At 35.6% G+C, this 14,386-nt stretch carries 16 protein-coding genes; 10 read left to right on the forward strand and 6 right to left on the reverse strand.

The genetic code is table 11. The annotated features are described in order from the left end of the window. Window positions 1-2: 2 nt before the first annotated feature. From CRV04_RS08120 to CRV04_RS08160, 9 genes are all read left to right on the forward strand, one after another. Window positions 3-479 carry a MotE family protein gene (locus tag CRV04_RS08120; RefSeq protein WP_128996345.1) on the forward strand — a complete coding sequence of 159 codons (477 nt, stop codon included), beginning with the start codon at window positions 3-5 and terminating at the stop codon, window positions 477-479. 12 nt (window positions 480-491) lie between these two features. Next, window positions 492-1,037: a flagellar basal body-associated FliL family protein gene (locus CRV04_RS08125; RefSeq protein WP_128996346.1), complete on the forward strand. Its 546-nt coding sequence runs from the start codon at window positions 492-494 to the stop codon at window positions 1,035-1,037. A gap of 10 nt (window positions 1,038-1,047) precedes the next feature. Then, on the forward strand, window positions 1,048-1,467 hold the full coding sequence (locus CRV04_RS08130; protein WP_128996347.1) for a hypothetical protein: 420 nt from the start codon (window positions 1,048-1,050) through the stop codon (window positions 1,465-1,467). 25 nt (window positions 1,468-1,492) lie between these two features. After that, window positions 1,493-2,173 carry a flagellar basal body L-ring protein FlgH gene (locus CRV04_RS08135; RefSeq protein ID WP_128996499.1) on the forward strand — a complete coding sequence of 227 codons (681 nt, stop codon included), beginning with the start codon at window positions 1,493-1,495 and terminating at the stop codon, window positions 2,171-2,173. 135 nt (window positions 2,174-2,308) lie between these two features. After that, window positions 2,309-4,225, forward strand: coding sequence for a FlgK family flagellar hook-associated protein (locus tag CRV04_RS08140; RefSeq protein ID WP_128996348.1), 1,917 nt, complete (start codon window positions 2,309-2,311; stop codon window positions 4,223-4,225). A gap of 89 nt (window positions 4,226-4,314) precedes the next feature. Continuing rightward, entirely contained in the window at window positions 4,315-6,189 is a 1,875-nt protein-coding gene (gene flgK, locus CRV04_RS08145) for a flagellar hook-associated protein FlgK (protein ID WP_128996349.1), read from the forward strand. A 12-nt stretch (window positions 6,190-6,201) separates the two neighbouring features. After that, window positions 6,202-7,782, forward strand: coding sequence for a flagellar filament capping protein FliD (gene fliD / locus CRV04_RS08150; RefSeq protein WP_128996350.1), 1,581 nt, complete (start codon window positions 6,202-6,204; stop codon window positions 7,780-7,782). 70 nt (window positions 7,783-7,852) lie between these two features. Beyond that, complete coding sequence (gene fliS, locus CRV04_RS08155) at window positions 7,853-8,209, forward strand: flagellar export chaperone FliS (protein WP_128996351.1); 357 nt, start codon at window positions 7,853-7,855, stop codon at window positions 8,207-8,209. Beyond that, window positions 8,185-8,460 carry a hypothetical protein gene (locus CRV04_RS08160; RefSeq protein WP_128996352.1) on the forward strand — a complete coding sequence of 92 codons (276 nt, stop codon included), beginning with the start codon at window positions 8,185-8,187 and terminating at the stop codon, window positions 8,458-8,460. The genes fliS and CRV04_RS08160 overlap by 25 nt, the downstream gene beginning before the upstream one ends. On the opposite strand, the gene tilS is transcribed toward CRV04_RS08160, so the two are convergent. The 4 genes from tilS to CRV04_RS08180 form a co-directional block, all read right to left on the reverse strand. Continuing rightward, window positions 8,446-9,417, reverse strand: a complete 972-nt coding sequence (gene tilS / locus CRV04_RS08165) for a tRNA lysidine(34) synthetase TilS (RefSeq protein WP_128996353.1) — start codon at window positions 9,415-9,417, stop codon at window positions 8,446-8,448. The two genes, CRV04_RS08160 and tilS, sit on opposite strands and share 15 nt — an antisense overlap. Further along, window positions 9,407-10,747 (reverse strand): 30S ribosomal protein S12 methylthiotransferase RimO, encoded by a 1,341-nt coding sequence (gene rimO / locus CRV04_RS08170; RefSeq protein WP_128996354.1) that lies wholly within the window; start codon window positions 10,745-10,747, stop codon window positions 9,407-9,409. The genes tilS and rimO overlap by 11 nt, the downstream gene beginning before the upstream one ends. Before the next feature lie 17 nt (window positions 10,748-10,764). Beyond that, window positions 10,765-11,586, reverse strand: a complete 822-nt coding sequence (gene panC, locus CRV04_RS08175) for a pantoate--beta-alanine ligase (RefSeq protein ID WP_128996355.1) — start codon at window positions 11,584-11,586, stop codon at window positions 10,765-10,767. Window positions 11,587-11,682: 96 nt separating this feature from the next. Further along, on the reverse strand, window positions 11,683-12,642 hold the full coding sequence (locus tag CRV04_RS08180) for an ABC transporter permease (protein ID WP_128996356.1): 960 nt from the start codon (window positions 12,640-12,642) through the stop codon (window positions 11,683-11,685). A gap of 38 nt (window positions 12,643-12,680) precedes the next feature. On the opposite strand from CRV04_RS08180, the gene acpS reads away from it, so the two are divergent. Then, window positions 12,681-13,031: a holo-ACP synthase gene (gene acpS, locus CRV04_RS08185; RefSeq protein WP_128996357.1), complete on the forward strand. Its 351-nt coding sequence runs from the start codon at window positions 12,681-12,683 to the stop codon at window positions 13,029-13,031. Here acpS and ruvX read toward each other — a convergent pair. Together ruvX and CRV04_RS08195 are read right to left on the reverse strand one after the other, a co-directional pair. Beyond that, on the reverse strand, window positions 13,028-13,414 hold the full coding sequence (gene ruvX, locus CRV04_RS08190; protein WP_128996358.1) for a Holliday junction resolvase RuvX: 387 nt from the start codon (window positions 13,412-13,414) through the stop codon (window positions 13,028-13,030). The genes acpS and ruvX overlap by 4 nt on opposite strands. Next, window positions 13,411-14,328, reverse strand: coding sequence for a methylenetetrahydrofolate reductase (locus CRV04_RS08195; protein ID WP_128996359.1), 918 nt, complete (start codon window positions 14,326-14,328; stop codon window positions 13,411-13,413). Before CRV04_RS08195 ends, ruvX begins: the two co-directional genes overlap by 4 nt. Between the last annotated feature and the right edge of the window lie 58 nt (window positions 14,329-14,386).

The following is a 14,386-nucleotide window of genomic DNA, read 5'->3' on the forward strand; positions in this document are numbered from 1 at the left end:
CGTTGAGACGAAGTTTAATTCTATTTTTTATAACCGCAAGTATCGCTTTATCTGCACCACAAGATGAGTTGTCATACATCAAACAAAAAGATGAGATTAATGCATTAAAAAAAGAGTTGACACAGTTTTACAACACCAAAGAAGCAGAGTATCAAAAACAGAAAAAAGAACTTGAACAACTGCTTGCAACCATTCAAAAAGAGAAAAAAGAGACCACGGAGCTTGTCAAAAGAAATCAAGAGATTCTCAAAGACATTAAAGGTGAAGTAGCAAGTAAAACGGCAAAAATATATAATAAGATGAAACCAAAAGTAGCTGCAGCAATTCTCAATCAAATGATGGATGAGGGAAAAGTTGAAGATGTTTTTGATATAATCTTAAAACTCAAAGAAAAAAACGTTACGACGTTAATGAAATTTCTAAGTGTTCCAAACGCTGCAACAATAACAGAGAAGTTAAAAAATTATCACACAAAATAAAGGGTAGATAGAATGGCTGAAAATGAAGAAGTAGTAGTACAAGAGACGAAATCTGGTGGAAAAGGATTGATGATTGCACTCATTGCACTCATTGTTATTTTAATCTTAGTGGTCATTGGTGGGGGATATTTACTCTACTCAAATGGAGCATTCAGTTCAAACAATAATCCAACTGCTCAAAATGGTGCAGTCCAGCAAGAAGAGCCTCAAGCACGAACAGGTGATTATTTTAAAGTTGATATTAATGATATGGTTTTAAATATTACCAATGCTAAAGGGCGTGAGAAGTTGATGAAGTTGTCTTTTTCAATCAAGAGTACCGATGAGATGATTGAGCAACTTGTTGAAGAGAATAAAGCTGAAATCATTGATGTGGTGATTTCACAAATCAGTTCAAGAAACTCTGAAGAGCTTTTAACTGTTGGAGGGAAAGAGCTTTTAAAAGAGGAGTTGATTCAAGAGATTAATGCGGTGTTAAATCAAGCCATTGGAGAGAATACTGATTTTCAAAAAGACAGTGTGAAGAATATCTACTTCACAGCCTTTGTAATTAAATAGCGAGTCAAACATGATAGTAGCAGTCAAACGTTCAAGTTATAAAAAGATGGTCATCAAAGTAATATCATTTGTTGCATTGGTTACAATGTTTATTGCTTACTATTTTCATATGAGTGAGAAATTTGCGCAAGAGGAACAAGCAAAAGCAGATTTGGCACAAGAACAAAAACTCAAACAAGAACGCTCAGCTGCCATTGAAAATATCATTTATAATGAGGCACAAATTGCGGTGGATTTATTAAATCAGGAGCATGTAAGAAATATCAAAGTTATTGCAAATCGTCTTTATATTGTATGTGATCCGCAAACAAATTTGGATGCATTGATGGTACGATATGGGGTGATGGCATTGGTAAAAACGTCGGTTAATGATACAAAAATTGCCATTGATTTAAAACAGATTATTGAGAGTAAATATCGTGAAGAGTAAGCCTTTTTTATATCTTATAAGTGGGATGCTTGTGAGTGTTCTTTTTTCAGGGTGCGTACAAAAAGAGTTGGATTTTGAACAACCGAAGATACAGATTCCTAAAAAGCAAGAGCGACCACAAAATAAAAAAGGTTCTTTATACTCCAGTCAAGGAGGGTCGCTGTTTGCAGATAAAAAAGATCTACAAATTGGGGATATCATTCAAGTCATTATTAATGAAGCTTTAACCGCCGACAGTGATAACAGTCGAGATACAACAGGTAATTCAAGTGGTGGCTTTAATGGAATTGTTTCAGGACCCAATGCAACCAATACCAACCCCTCTTCAACAATCAATAAACTCTCAGAGAAGTTGAACAGTAATTTAGGGTTTAATATTGATGTGGGCTCAAAGTCTTCATTTTCAGGTACGGCTGAAAAGCAAATTGATGAAAAGTTTGAAACAACGATTTCTGTGATCATTGAACAAACCTACCAAAATGGAAACTACTTTATCAAAGGTTCCAAACAGATGCTCATTGATGGACAAAGCCAAGAGATTAAAGTAAGTGGTGTGATTCGTCCATATGATATCTCTCCAGAAAACAGTGTACTCTCCTCACAAATTGCAAACTTAAAAATTATGTATGAAAAAGATGGTGAAGAAGCAGATGCATTACGTACACCGTGGGGTTTAAAGATACTTCGTGCATTATGGCCATTTTAATAAAAACTTGTAATAAATTATAAATTACTGTAAAATAGGTAAAAAATAATAAAAATACTTGATAAATAATAAAAAAAGTAATATAATGTCAAAAAAGGGATTGTTTTAATCTAAAATTCAGAAAAGGAGTACGCTATGTTAAATACATTGGATGTCGCCTATTCAGGGCTTTCAATATCGAAGCGTGCCGCAGATGCTGCCAATAACAATGTTGCAAATCAGATGAATAAAGAGTATGTTCGTCGTTCAACATCTATTTCAGAAGCTGCACATATTGATAATCGCGCAACAGGTCGTGGTGTGGATATCGGAGAAACCATTCGTAATGCCAATGATTTTATTTACCAAAACTTTCTTGGTGAATCCACTTCAATGAACTATTATAAAGAGGTTTCAGATGCCTTAAGTACGATTGAATCATTTTTTAAAGAGACTGAAAACAGTGGTTTCTCAAAAGATTTGGATGCCTTTTTTCAAGCCATTGAAGATTTAAAAAGCAATCCAAGTAATACAACATTTCAAGCAGAATTAAAAACACGAGGACAAATTGTCGTTGATGATTTAAAAGGGTTATATCAACATCTCAATACTCAAGAAGCAGAACTCAGATCTGAGTTAAAATCAGACGCACGAAATATCAATCGAATTGTGCATGATATTGCCAATATCAATGAACATCTTGCAACAACGTTGGTGCCACAAAACACCCTTTTAGATAAACGTGATGCGTTGGAAAAAGAGTTGGCACAACTCGTGGATATCGATGTGTCAAAACAAAACGGAGAATATATCCTTAAAATTGGAAACGTGACCGCGGTTCGAAATGATATTGCACGTGAATTTAGCTATGGTGAAGAGCATATTGCTCAATTGGATCGCTATACAAAAGAGGATGGTAGCGGAAATGTAATCAGTTCATTTGATGGTATCATGGGCAATGCCAATGATAAAGTTATTTATGAATTGAATGATACCACGAGTATTGAACTCACATATGGACAAGCGGTGTATGATGCCAATGGAAATCAACTCGATTTAAATGGAGATAATATAATAGATGCTGCAGATGTGGTTGATGATACCAATATTGTTCGGGCTTTGGTTTTAACCATTAACAATGATCCTGAAATGAGTCAAATGATTACAGCATATAATGGGAATTATACCAAAGACAGTGATGGAAACATTACTCCCGACCCTGATAATACGGTTGATCGATATTTGGTCATTGAATCAAAAAAAGAGGGCGCTGAAGGAAAATTTAAAGGCGATTTGATCTATTTAACTGACAGTGATGCGAATAATCAATATGAAGTCTCTACGTACAATAAAGATGAAACTCGAAGTGTGGTTGGAAGCAGTGAGAGTTATATCAGCAGTTATGAACAAAAAGTTGAAATTGCAGGTGGACCGGTAAAAGCTAAAATTGAAAATTTGGATACCACGTCACCTAATAACTATATTCAGATGTTTAAAGATAAGTTGGATATGTTTGCTGCAACACTCAGTGATATGACAGAAAAGTATGTTTTAAATCAAGATGGCAGTTATATTTATGGAGAAACCGCAATCAATAACAGTGGTGAAGAGTATAACAATAAACAAAGCATGAAACTCTTTAATGGAAACAGTATTGCAACGCTCTCATTTAATAAATCGACTGTGGCGTATTTAGACCAACAAGATTATGATTATCTCTCTTCTTTACAATATAAAAGTGATATTTTGTTCAGTTCAAAAGGGCAAGTCAGTACCACACAAACGTATGAAGATTTAACAAGTGATGGAACAAACGGTACGAGTTTTTCAAAATATTTTCAAGGATTCCAAGTCGATATTGCTTTTACAAAGAGTAATACAGATTATAAATTTGATACACAACAAATTGTGACGCAATCTTTAGAGAACTCATACAATCAGTTGGTCAAGGTTGATGAAGATGTAGAGATGTTGAACATCATGAAATTTCAAGCAGCATATGAAGCCAATGCTAAGATAGCAAGAGTGCTTCAAGATATGATACAAACGACTTTGAATATGGTGAATAAATAGAGTTTAAGAAAAAGAAGTAGATATAAAATTAATCTAGTTTTAAGAAATGTAATGTCAAAATATACTAAATCTTATAAAAGGAGTATACAATGTTAAATGGCATCTATATAGCAGAGTCTGGCTTATGGTCTGCTCGTGTCTCTCTTGAGAACGTCACTAACAATATTGCCAATGAAAATACTCCTGGTTATAAGAAACGAACCGTGAATGTTTCTGAAACAGGAAACAATAGTTCTGGTATTGGTCGAGGAACAACAGTTGGTGATGTGGTACGTGCTACAAGTGATTATTTGTATGATAACATCATGGATGAAACAACAAAAGAGGCCTATCTTGATGAATTATCAAGTATGCTTGGACAAATTGAGGCATTGTTTCAAGGTACTGAAACAGCAGGACTAGCAACAGATTTGGATAAGTACTTTAAAGCATTGGATAATTTAAAAAGTAATCCAACAGATGCCAATTATATCAGCAGTTATATTGCGCAAGCCAAAACACTCGTAGAAGATCTTAAAACGATTTATTCAGGAATTGAAGCACAAGAAGCGATTGCAAAAGAGAGTGCTGAGCTTGATGTAAAAGAAGTGAACTCTTTATTGCAACAAATTGCAGATATCAATCATGAGTTAGGAACCAAATCTGAACCAACGAATGATTTATTGGATAAACGAGATTTATTGGAAAAACAGTTGGCGAAATATGTTGATATTGAAGTACACCGTGAACAAGAACCCTACGAATTGAGTATCAATGGAGTCACTGCAGTTTGGCATGACAGCGCTCGAGAATTCAGCGTTGGACAAAGCGATTCACCACAAAGAGATAAATATGTTGCGGCTGATGGCACCACAAGCTCCTTGGCTGCGCGTATTGGAACAATGGATGCAGACGATACGATTGTATATACGGTTAATAATGTGGGAAGTGTTGAAATCAAATTTGGTGAATTTGTGACCGATTCTCAAGGCAACGCTTTGGATATCAATGGTGACAATATTGTAGATGCTTCAGACAGAGTCGATGATACAAACTACGTACGTGCATTGGGTGTGGCAATCAATAATGACCCTTATATGAATAAACTTGTTACAGCTTATAATGGAAGTTACAGCAAAGATGTCGATGGTAATATTATTGAACCTGATTTGAGCGCTGAGCGATATTTATTGGTTGAGGCAAAAAAGGGAGGCCCACAAGGTGACTTTGAAAGCACATTGGAGTTTAAACGGGCAGATGCTACGGGTGTTACTGAAAATATGGCATTTGAACGTACTGAATCACAAAGCCGAGATGGGAAAACAGAAGTCTACTTAGAGAGCAAAGGTCGACGTGTTGATATCACGGGTGGTTCTTTGTTGGCACGTTTTGAAAACTTAACCACAGATTCAGGAAAAAATAAATATCAAGCGTATAAAGATTTATTGGATCAATTTGCATTTACATTCAGTGACTTGCACAGAGAATATGCAGTGTCTTCAACAGATGGTTCTTATTATTATGGGGAAGATTCTTTAAATAATGTGGGAACCAATGTGCAAAATGCACACGCATTAAATCTTTTTTCTGGAAGCAGTGTGAAGACATTGGAATTTAATGAGTTGGCTGTACAAGATTTGGATACTATGGATTTGGATTATTTAGTGACCTTACAATCAAAATCGGATCTTTCGTTTGAAAATGGACCACAAAACCCTGATTCAATTTCATCAATGTCATTCATGGATTTTTATAAAGATATATTGGTCAAAGTCTCTTCAGATAAAGAGAATACAGACTTTTTATTGGAGTCTCAACTAAGTGTAACTCAATCCTTGTCATCGACGTATGATCAAGTTGTTAAAGTCGATAAAGATGAACAGATGTTAGATTTGGTCAAGTTTCAAGCGGCTTACGAAGCCAATGCAAAAACAATAACAGTAATGGATCAGATATTACAAACACTCTTAGGTATTAAGAGATAATAGGAGGCTATTATGGCTGATGGTATTTTAGGACTAGGAAGTTCAGGATCAACAGGATTAAATCAAGAATTAATCGATAAATTAAAAGAGGCAGAAAGAAAAGCTCGTGTTCAACCCATTGAAACAAGACTTGAAGATTGGGATACAGAAGTTGAACAATTTGGAGAGTTTGAAGCGAAAGTTAATGAACTTTTAGCCATTGCAAAAGAGTTTGACTTATTTAAAAATGGGGCGAACGCATTTGAGCAAATCTTTGCAACTACCAGTGGAACTGCAGTTGCTTTTGATGCTGCAGATACCAGTAAACTTAAACCAGGTACAATCAATGTTGAAGTCACTCAACTGGCTCAAAAAGATGTCTACCAGTCAAGTATTATTGCAGATAAAACGGCAACAATGGATGCAGGAACCATATCCATTTCAGTGGGAGGTGATACCCCAATTGATTTTGACACAACCGGTAAGACGTATGAACAAATTGTAGCAGAGATGAACAACTATCCATCATTGGATGCTTCATTGGAACAAGTGGGTGACAGTGAATACCGTTTGATTATTAAAAGTGGAGAGAGTGGTCTGTCGAATGCTTTAGACATCACTCAAAGTGGTGGCGTTAACATTGGATTAGGTAACTCTGTGGTTGAAAGTGGCAGTACGATTGTGGGTACTGATATTCCAACGGCGGGGCAAGAGATTACTGTTAACGGCGTTACATTTGTGGCTGATGGTAATAAAACCTATAATGACATTGCTTCAGAAATATCTTCAGATGGTTCAATTAACGTGACTGCAAGTATTAGTGATGGAAAATTTGTCATTACAAGTGATGATGGAAGTGCCATTTCGATTACCAATGATACAATGTTGGGCTTAGAAGACAAAAGTCAAACCTTAACAGCACAAAATATGTTAGCTACAGTGGATGGAATTGATTATAATCTCTCTTCAAATCAGATTACGATGCAAAATGGATTGACAATCTCTGCTTTAGAAGTAGGTACAGGTTCTATCTCTATGCAACAAGATACGGCAAATATTGAGACAAAAATGCAAGAGCTTGTTACAAAATATAATGAGTTGAATGATATAGTTTCAAACTATACCATCAGTGCCGATTCTAAAATCGAAGATAAAGCAACATTACGAAGCGTCATGAGCCAAGTAAAAGATATTCTTTTTGGTGCTTATGGTGAAAACGATGAAAAAAGTATTTTTAGTTATGGATTTAATTTAGATAAATCTGGACATATTACAATTGATTCGACTGAGTTTAATAAAGCTGTGACAGATGATTTAGATGGACTAAAGTCTCTCTTTATTGGTGTTGCTGAAGACAGAGGTATTGGTACCAAACTTAAAGAGTATCTTGACGATTTAGACAGCTTTGAAGGTCTGTTGACGGTCTATGGGGATGCGATGTCCACACGAAAAGACAATTTAGAAGAGGAAAAAACAAAAGCAATTGAGGCACTGGACAGTAAATATGCTCAATTGGCCAATCAGTTTGCAGCGTATACAGCTATTATTTCTAAATTTGAAAGTGCGTTTGGTGGGTTACAAATGATGATTGCGCAGTCAAAAGCGAGCAACTAATATAGTTATTTAAGCTTTTATATAATATACTTGTTGTGTTTTTATGACAAGTATATTATGGAGTATTTAAATGGGGATTGAAGTATACAACCAACAAAATGCTATCAGTGATGATCCTTATGTATTAATTTTAAAGCTGTATGAAGGACTCTTAAAATTTTTATCTCTTGCAAAAGCTGCAATGGAAGAGGGTGATATTGAAGCAAAATTCACTTATATCAACAAATCTATTGCTATTTTTGACGAGTTAAGAAATGTGCTTGATTTTGATGGTGGAGATGTGGCGTATTATTTAGATGGATTATATCTTTACCAAATTGAAACACTTTTTTCTGCTGGAATTGATAATAATGTTGGTTCAATGAATCAAGTAATGAAAGTAGTTCAAGGATTAATTGAAGCATGGAAAGACGAGACTGGTCTTTAAAAGCCCTCAAAGAGCTTCAATTTCTTGATTCCTTAGATGACCAAGAGCGTGCAGATGGTTTGGTTCGTTGGGGCACAAAATATATCTCAAATGAAGATGAGAGTTTAGATTTCGACTTAGAAATCCAAGATTTAGAAAGACTTTCTGAGCTTTATTATAAAAATCTACAATTTTTAAAAAACTACAAAAATAAAATGCAAGATCAGATGCGAAAAAACAGAAAAATGCAGACTTTTTTAAAGAATGGATAAAAAGTCTACTTCTATACTCTTTTCAAATAAATAGGGACGAATCTTTTTTGGAATTCTTGCAATTCGACACTTCTCTTTAAACTCTTTTGGCATTTTGATTTCAACCACAGGTGCAATCCAAAGATGTGATGGAGTAATGGCAATTGCAAAATGATCAATCACACACTCTTGTTGTCTTAAGATCTCTTCTCTTTGGGCATGGCTGAGCAAATAGCCTCTTTTTTTTAGACTGTTATCAATGATACGAATCAGCTTGTTCTCATCCTGAGGTTTTTCAAACACTTCAAGCTTTTTCTTTTTTAAAAGCGGTGTGAGCTTAATATGTAAAGAGTGCAAATCTTTTTGTAAATATTCAAAAGAGTGTTTAATGCCACTTTCAAACTCTTTTAAAAACTTATTGGCAAACTCATGACGCATAAAATTACGTCTGTATTTGAGTTCATCATTGCTTTGATCATAGAAGTATTTTACTTTTTTTGCAATCAAATACTCTTCTAAACACTCTTTAGAGATATTTAGAAGGGGTCTAAGAAGTCTATAGTGCTCTTTTTGTGTCTGTTCTTGTAGTCCTAAAAGTTCAGACAGACCTGCTCCTTTAGAAAGTTGCATTAAGAACCACTCTAGTTTGTCATTGAGTTGGTGGGCAGTTAAAAGTGTTTCATAACTATACTCTTCAATAATCTCTTCAAAGAACTCATATCGAATATCACGCGCATTTTTCTCAAAGTTGCTTTGGGAATCAAGCTTAACATCGTGAACAAAACACTGCTTGTTATACTCAAGAGCCAAGCTTAAAGCGTAGGTCACTTCCTCTTTGGATTGCTCTCTTAAGTTATAATTCACAATGGCTATATCAAATGGAATATCTTGTTCTAAGAGCATAAAAAAAAGTGCAGTTGAGTCTACACCTGCAGAGAAGGCTAAAAGGTTTTTTTGTGTAGTGATATTAAGCTTCATGTAAAATGGTGGCCAAGAGTTTATCACCAACAAGTTCTGAGATTTTCGCTTTGTAAATCACTCCAAATTTGATTTCGCCTTTTAGCTCATTGTCATTGATGTAAATCTCTCCGTCAATCTCAGGCGCCCAGAGAAGGTTTCTGGCACTAAGAAGATATTCATGTTCATCGCTCTCACCATCAACCACAACGTCTACTGTTTTTCCTACTTCATTTTCAAGGGAAGCAAGAGTGGTTTGCTCTATGAGTTCCCCTAGGATTTCAGCTCGTTCATCAATGATTTCTTGTGGAACTTTATCCTCTCTGTCATAAGCTGTTGTTCCCTCTTCATCTGAATAAGCAAACACATTGGCTCTGTCAAATCCATAACTTTGCACATATTCACACAGTTCATCAAAGTCTTCTTGAGTTTCACCGGGGTGTCCTACAATAAAGGTTGTTCTTACAAACGAATTAGGAGTATTTCTCATGTGCTGCATAAGCTCTTTGAGTTTCTCACTGCCTTTCCCTCGTTTCATGATTTTAAGTATATTTTGACTGATGTGTTGAAGTGGCATGTCAAAGTAGTTTTGAAACACATTCGAAGCAGCAATTTTGTCAATGAGTCCTAATGAAGTGGTAGATGGATAAAGGTATAAAATACGTGCACTCTTAACTCCATCAATTTTCTCAATTTGTTCAATGAGTTGTTCTAATCCGTTATTTACTCCATGATCTCTTAGATATGAGGAGGAGTCTTGGGATACAAAAGAGAAGTCAAAATACCCTTTAGCAACCAAGTTTTTTACCTCTTTCACAAGAGACTCTAACGTACGTGAGAAAAGCTTTCCTTTAAATGAAGGAATGGCACAGAATGAACAGGTTTGATTACACCCTTCGCTGAGCTTAATATAAGCATGATAGTTTGAACCCGTAATCACCCGCTCATTAAGCTCTGTTTGTAAGAAGACTTCATTGGTAAATGAACTTCGCTTTTCATGTACAAGCGCATCAATCTTGTCATAATCTCCAACCCCTGTAAAGATATCGACTTCCACAAGCTCTTTTTGAAGCTCCTCTTTGTATCGTTCACTTAAACATCCCGCCATTACAAGAACAGATTCTTCTTTTCTTTGTTCGTGCAAGTTAAGAACAGTGTTGATGCTCTCCTCTTTGGCTGAGTCAATAAACCCACACGTATTGACAATAATCACATCCGCATTGTCAATATCATTGGTGAGTTCATATTCGTTGAGTTTTGAAAGCATTACTTCAGAGTCTACTAGGTTTTTAGTGCACCCAAGTGAGACCAAGTGGAGTTGTTTTTTAGGCTTGTTTGTTGTAAATTTCATATAATATATTTTTCCTGTTATATCCAGATATTATCAATCAATCGTGTGTTGCCAACTTTAACGGCAACTAGGATAATACTGTTTTTTAATTCTATGGTTTGAATCTCTTCAAATTGTCGGTTAACAAATGCGATGTATTCAACATCCAGTTGCGACATAATCGTTTGCATATGCTCTTTTATGACATGGCAATCAAACTCTTTTTTTCCAATAATAGCTGCAGCTGCATGAAGCGATTTTGAAATCGCTAAAGCATCACTTCGTTGTTCAGCCGTTAAGTAGACATTTCGACTGCTCAAAGCCAAGCCATCACTCTCTCGTTTGATTTCACACTCAATGATGTCAATGCCTAAGAAGAGGTTTTCAACCATCTGTTTAATGAGGGCTAACTGTTGGGCATCTTTCTTTCCAAAGTAAGCTCGATTAGGTTTGGTCAAACCAAAAAGTTTGAGTACCACTTGTAAAACACCATCAAAGTGTCCCGGTCGTCTTTCCCCTTCTAAGGTATAGCTTTTGATATTGGGTGCTTTTACAAGCACTTCATCTTCACCATACATGGTAGAAATTTGAGGCAAAAAGAGATAATTGACTTTGCACAGTTCGCAAATCTTGCTGTCCGCTTCTATTTTTTTAGGGTATTTATCTAAATCTTCCCCTTTTAAAAATTGTGTTGGATTTACAAAAATAGAGACAATGACAATGTCGTTTTCACTGCGCGCTTGTTTGATTAATGAGATGTGTCCATCATGCAATGCACCCATTGTTGGAACAAATCCCACACTGCTTGAAATGCTTTTTCGTATCTCTTGTAACTCTTCAATGGTTTGAATAATTTTCAATCATGGTCCTTAAAACGATTTAAAAGAGAGAATTATACTATAAAATGACTGATTGAAATTTAAAAAGATGAGTTAACTTTGAGAGTTCTTCTTGGGTTATTGTTGGTCATAGTTTGGATTGAGTTTTAAAAGTATAACATCTGCTAACATATTTCCTAAAAGTGTTAGAAATGCCCCAATGATAAGTATCCCCATAATGACTGGATAATCGTGACTTAACGCACTTTGATAAAACAATAATCCCATTCCATCAATAGAAAAAATCGATTCTAAAATAACACTTCCTCCAATAATTCCTGGAAGTGAAAGTCCAAGCAATGTTATCACTGGTGGATAAAGGTTGGGCAAAATATAGTGTCTGAGAATTTGTTTATTGTTTAAGCCTCTGGCTTTTGCAAAAAAGATGTAATCACTTTTTAAAATCTCAATGGTCAGAGAGCGAATATACAATGTCAAACTTCCAATCCCACCAAAAGTGATAATGGAAATTGGTAAGATGAGGTGCCATGCCATATCTAAATAGTACTCTAATCCAGTAACATTGGTTTTTGAGTGAAGCCCCGCAATGGGTAAAATCTCTAAATACAGAGAAAAAACCATGACCAAAAGCAGGGCCAAGTAAAATGAGGGCATTGAAAAACTCAAAAGTGAGAGTTGTCCTGTGAATTTATCTATCCATCTGTTTTTATTAAGTGCTGCTTTAATGCCTAAATATAATGAGAGTATAAAGACCAATACCATACTGATGATATTGATGGTCAATGTAATAGGAATACGAGATAAAATCTCCTCTTTAACCATCGCTCCACTTGCAAATGAGATACCAAAATCAAGTTGTACAATGGCTGCAGCCCAAGAGAAGTATTGCACATACAGTGGTTTATCCAAACCATAAATAGCCTTTAAGTGTTCAATGCTCTCTTGCGTAATATTGGGGTTGAGTTCACCGCTTGCAAAAAATGAGTTGGGTGCAAGGTGAATCGCCAAAAAAGAGATGAGGCTAATGATAAACAGCATGATGATAAGGTATAATACCTTCTTGATAAACAGTTTCATATCAGTATTATAATCAATTATGATTAATAGGAGTTTTAATGATTGGTATTGACATCACTTCCATAGATAGAATTGACAGACTCATTCAAAAGTATGATCAAAAAGCGTTAAAACGTTTTTTAAATGCTGAAGAGATAGAACTGGTTAAATCAAGTTCCACCGCAGCTGGTTTTTGGGCAGTGAAAGAAGCAACAAGTAAAGCTTTAGGATGTGGGATTGGAAAGACCTGCGGGTTTCATGATATTAAAATTTCGAAAACAAAAAAGAATGCCCCAAAAGTCAAACTCAAAAAAAGACTCATGAAAAAGTTTGATATTAAAAGTGTAAGTGTCAGCATCACGCATGACGGTGGCTTTGCAGCAGCCGTTGTTCACATAGAACAACACTAACGTTTGGCTAAAAAACGCTCCAAAATAATTTTGGCAGCAATGGAATCTACGCGTCCATCACGTTTGTATTTGATTTCACCTTTCATCAAATCCTCTGCTTCAATGGAGCTCATATTCTCTTCTTGAAACTCATAAGGTATGTGAAGTTCAAGCAGATTAACAAAGTGAGCAATGCGTTTTTGCATATCTTCTGAAGCACTGGGAAGACCGACAATAAGTTTGTCAATCTCCCACTCTTTTAAAAACGCATTCACCTCTCGTGCTGCTTGGTTTCTGTTTTTTCGTAAGATGGCTTCTTGTGGTGTGACGATGTCGCCATGCAGACACACAGCCATACCAATGCGCTTCAGCCCTATGTCAATGCAGGCAAGTTTGAAACTCATCGATTGTTGATTAACTCGTTGGCCAACCCAAAGTTATTGGCCGTCATCAAATGAATTTTAGGATGAAACTTTTGTAAATCCTCAAAGAGTTTGTGGTTGAGCTCAAGTCCCACTTTTTTCTCCTCTTCTTCCCCTTTTTGATTTGCTTTTTCAAGTTTATCAATCCATGATTGTGGTACATGAATTCCTGGAACTTGCGCTGATAAAAACAGAGCTGTTCGAAGTTTCACTATAGGAAACAGCCCAAAGATAAGTTGACACTCTTGTTTGTGGTCACTCACATGCTCTTTGGCATTTTCAAAACTCTCCAAAAGTTGTTTGGCATTGTCAAGTTCATACACCGGTTGTGAGATAATTCCCACTGCACCTTCTTGGATTTTTTTATGCATTTTTTTCTCTAACGATTTAAAACTTTTTGAAAAAGAGTTGGTCACTGCAAAGGGATAAATAGGCTTTGGTTCTACTTTAAAAGGACGTCCTGCAAAATCCATTCCGTGATTAAAGGATTTGATGATTTTTAAAAGCATGGTTGAATTGCTTTCAAACACCCCTTTGGTGTTAGGCTGATCACTCATTTTTGCAGGGTCTCCTGTAAGACATAAAAAACTTCGTATGTCAAAATCATTGGCACCCATGATGTCTGATTGCAAGGCAATTTTGTTTCGATCTCTCATAGTAAGAGTAGTTATGACGGGTTTTTTAAACTCCATTTGAAGTTTGAGTGCGGCTAAAATGGAATTGTATTTTAGTTTGGCTAAAGGGCTATCTGTTGCAGAGAAACCATCAATTTTTGAGACCAAATCATATTGTTTGATTTTGTCAATAATAGTATCCATCGTAGGTTCATGTTGAGGGGTGGTCTCTAGGGTTAAATAGCTTCCATTTTTGAGCTTATCTATGAGCGCATCAAACATTAAAATTGCTTCCTTAATAGTTATTTAGCTATAATTATACCCTTTAAATATTAAACTT

Source organism: Candidatus Marinarcus aquaticus (assembly GCF_004116335.1).
GTDB classification, from domain to species: Bacteria; Campylobacterota; Campylobacteria; order Campylobacterales; family Arcobacteraceae; genus Marinarcus; species Marinarcus aquaticus.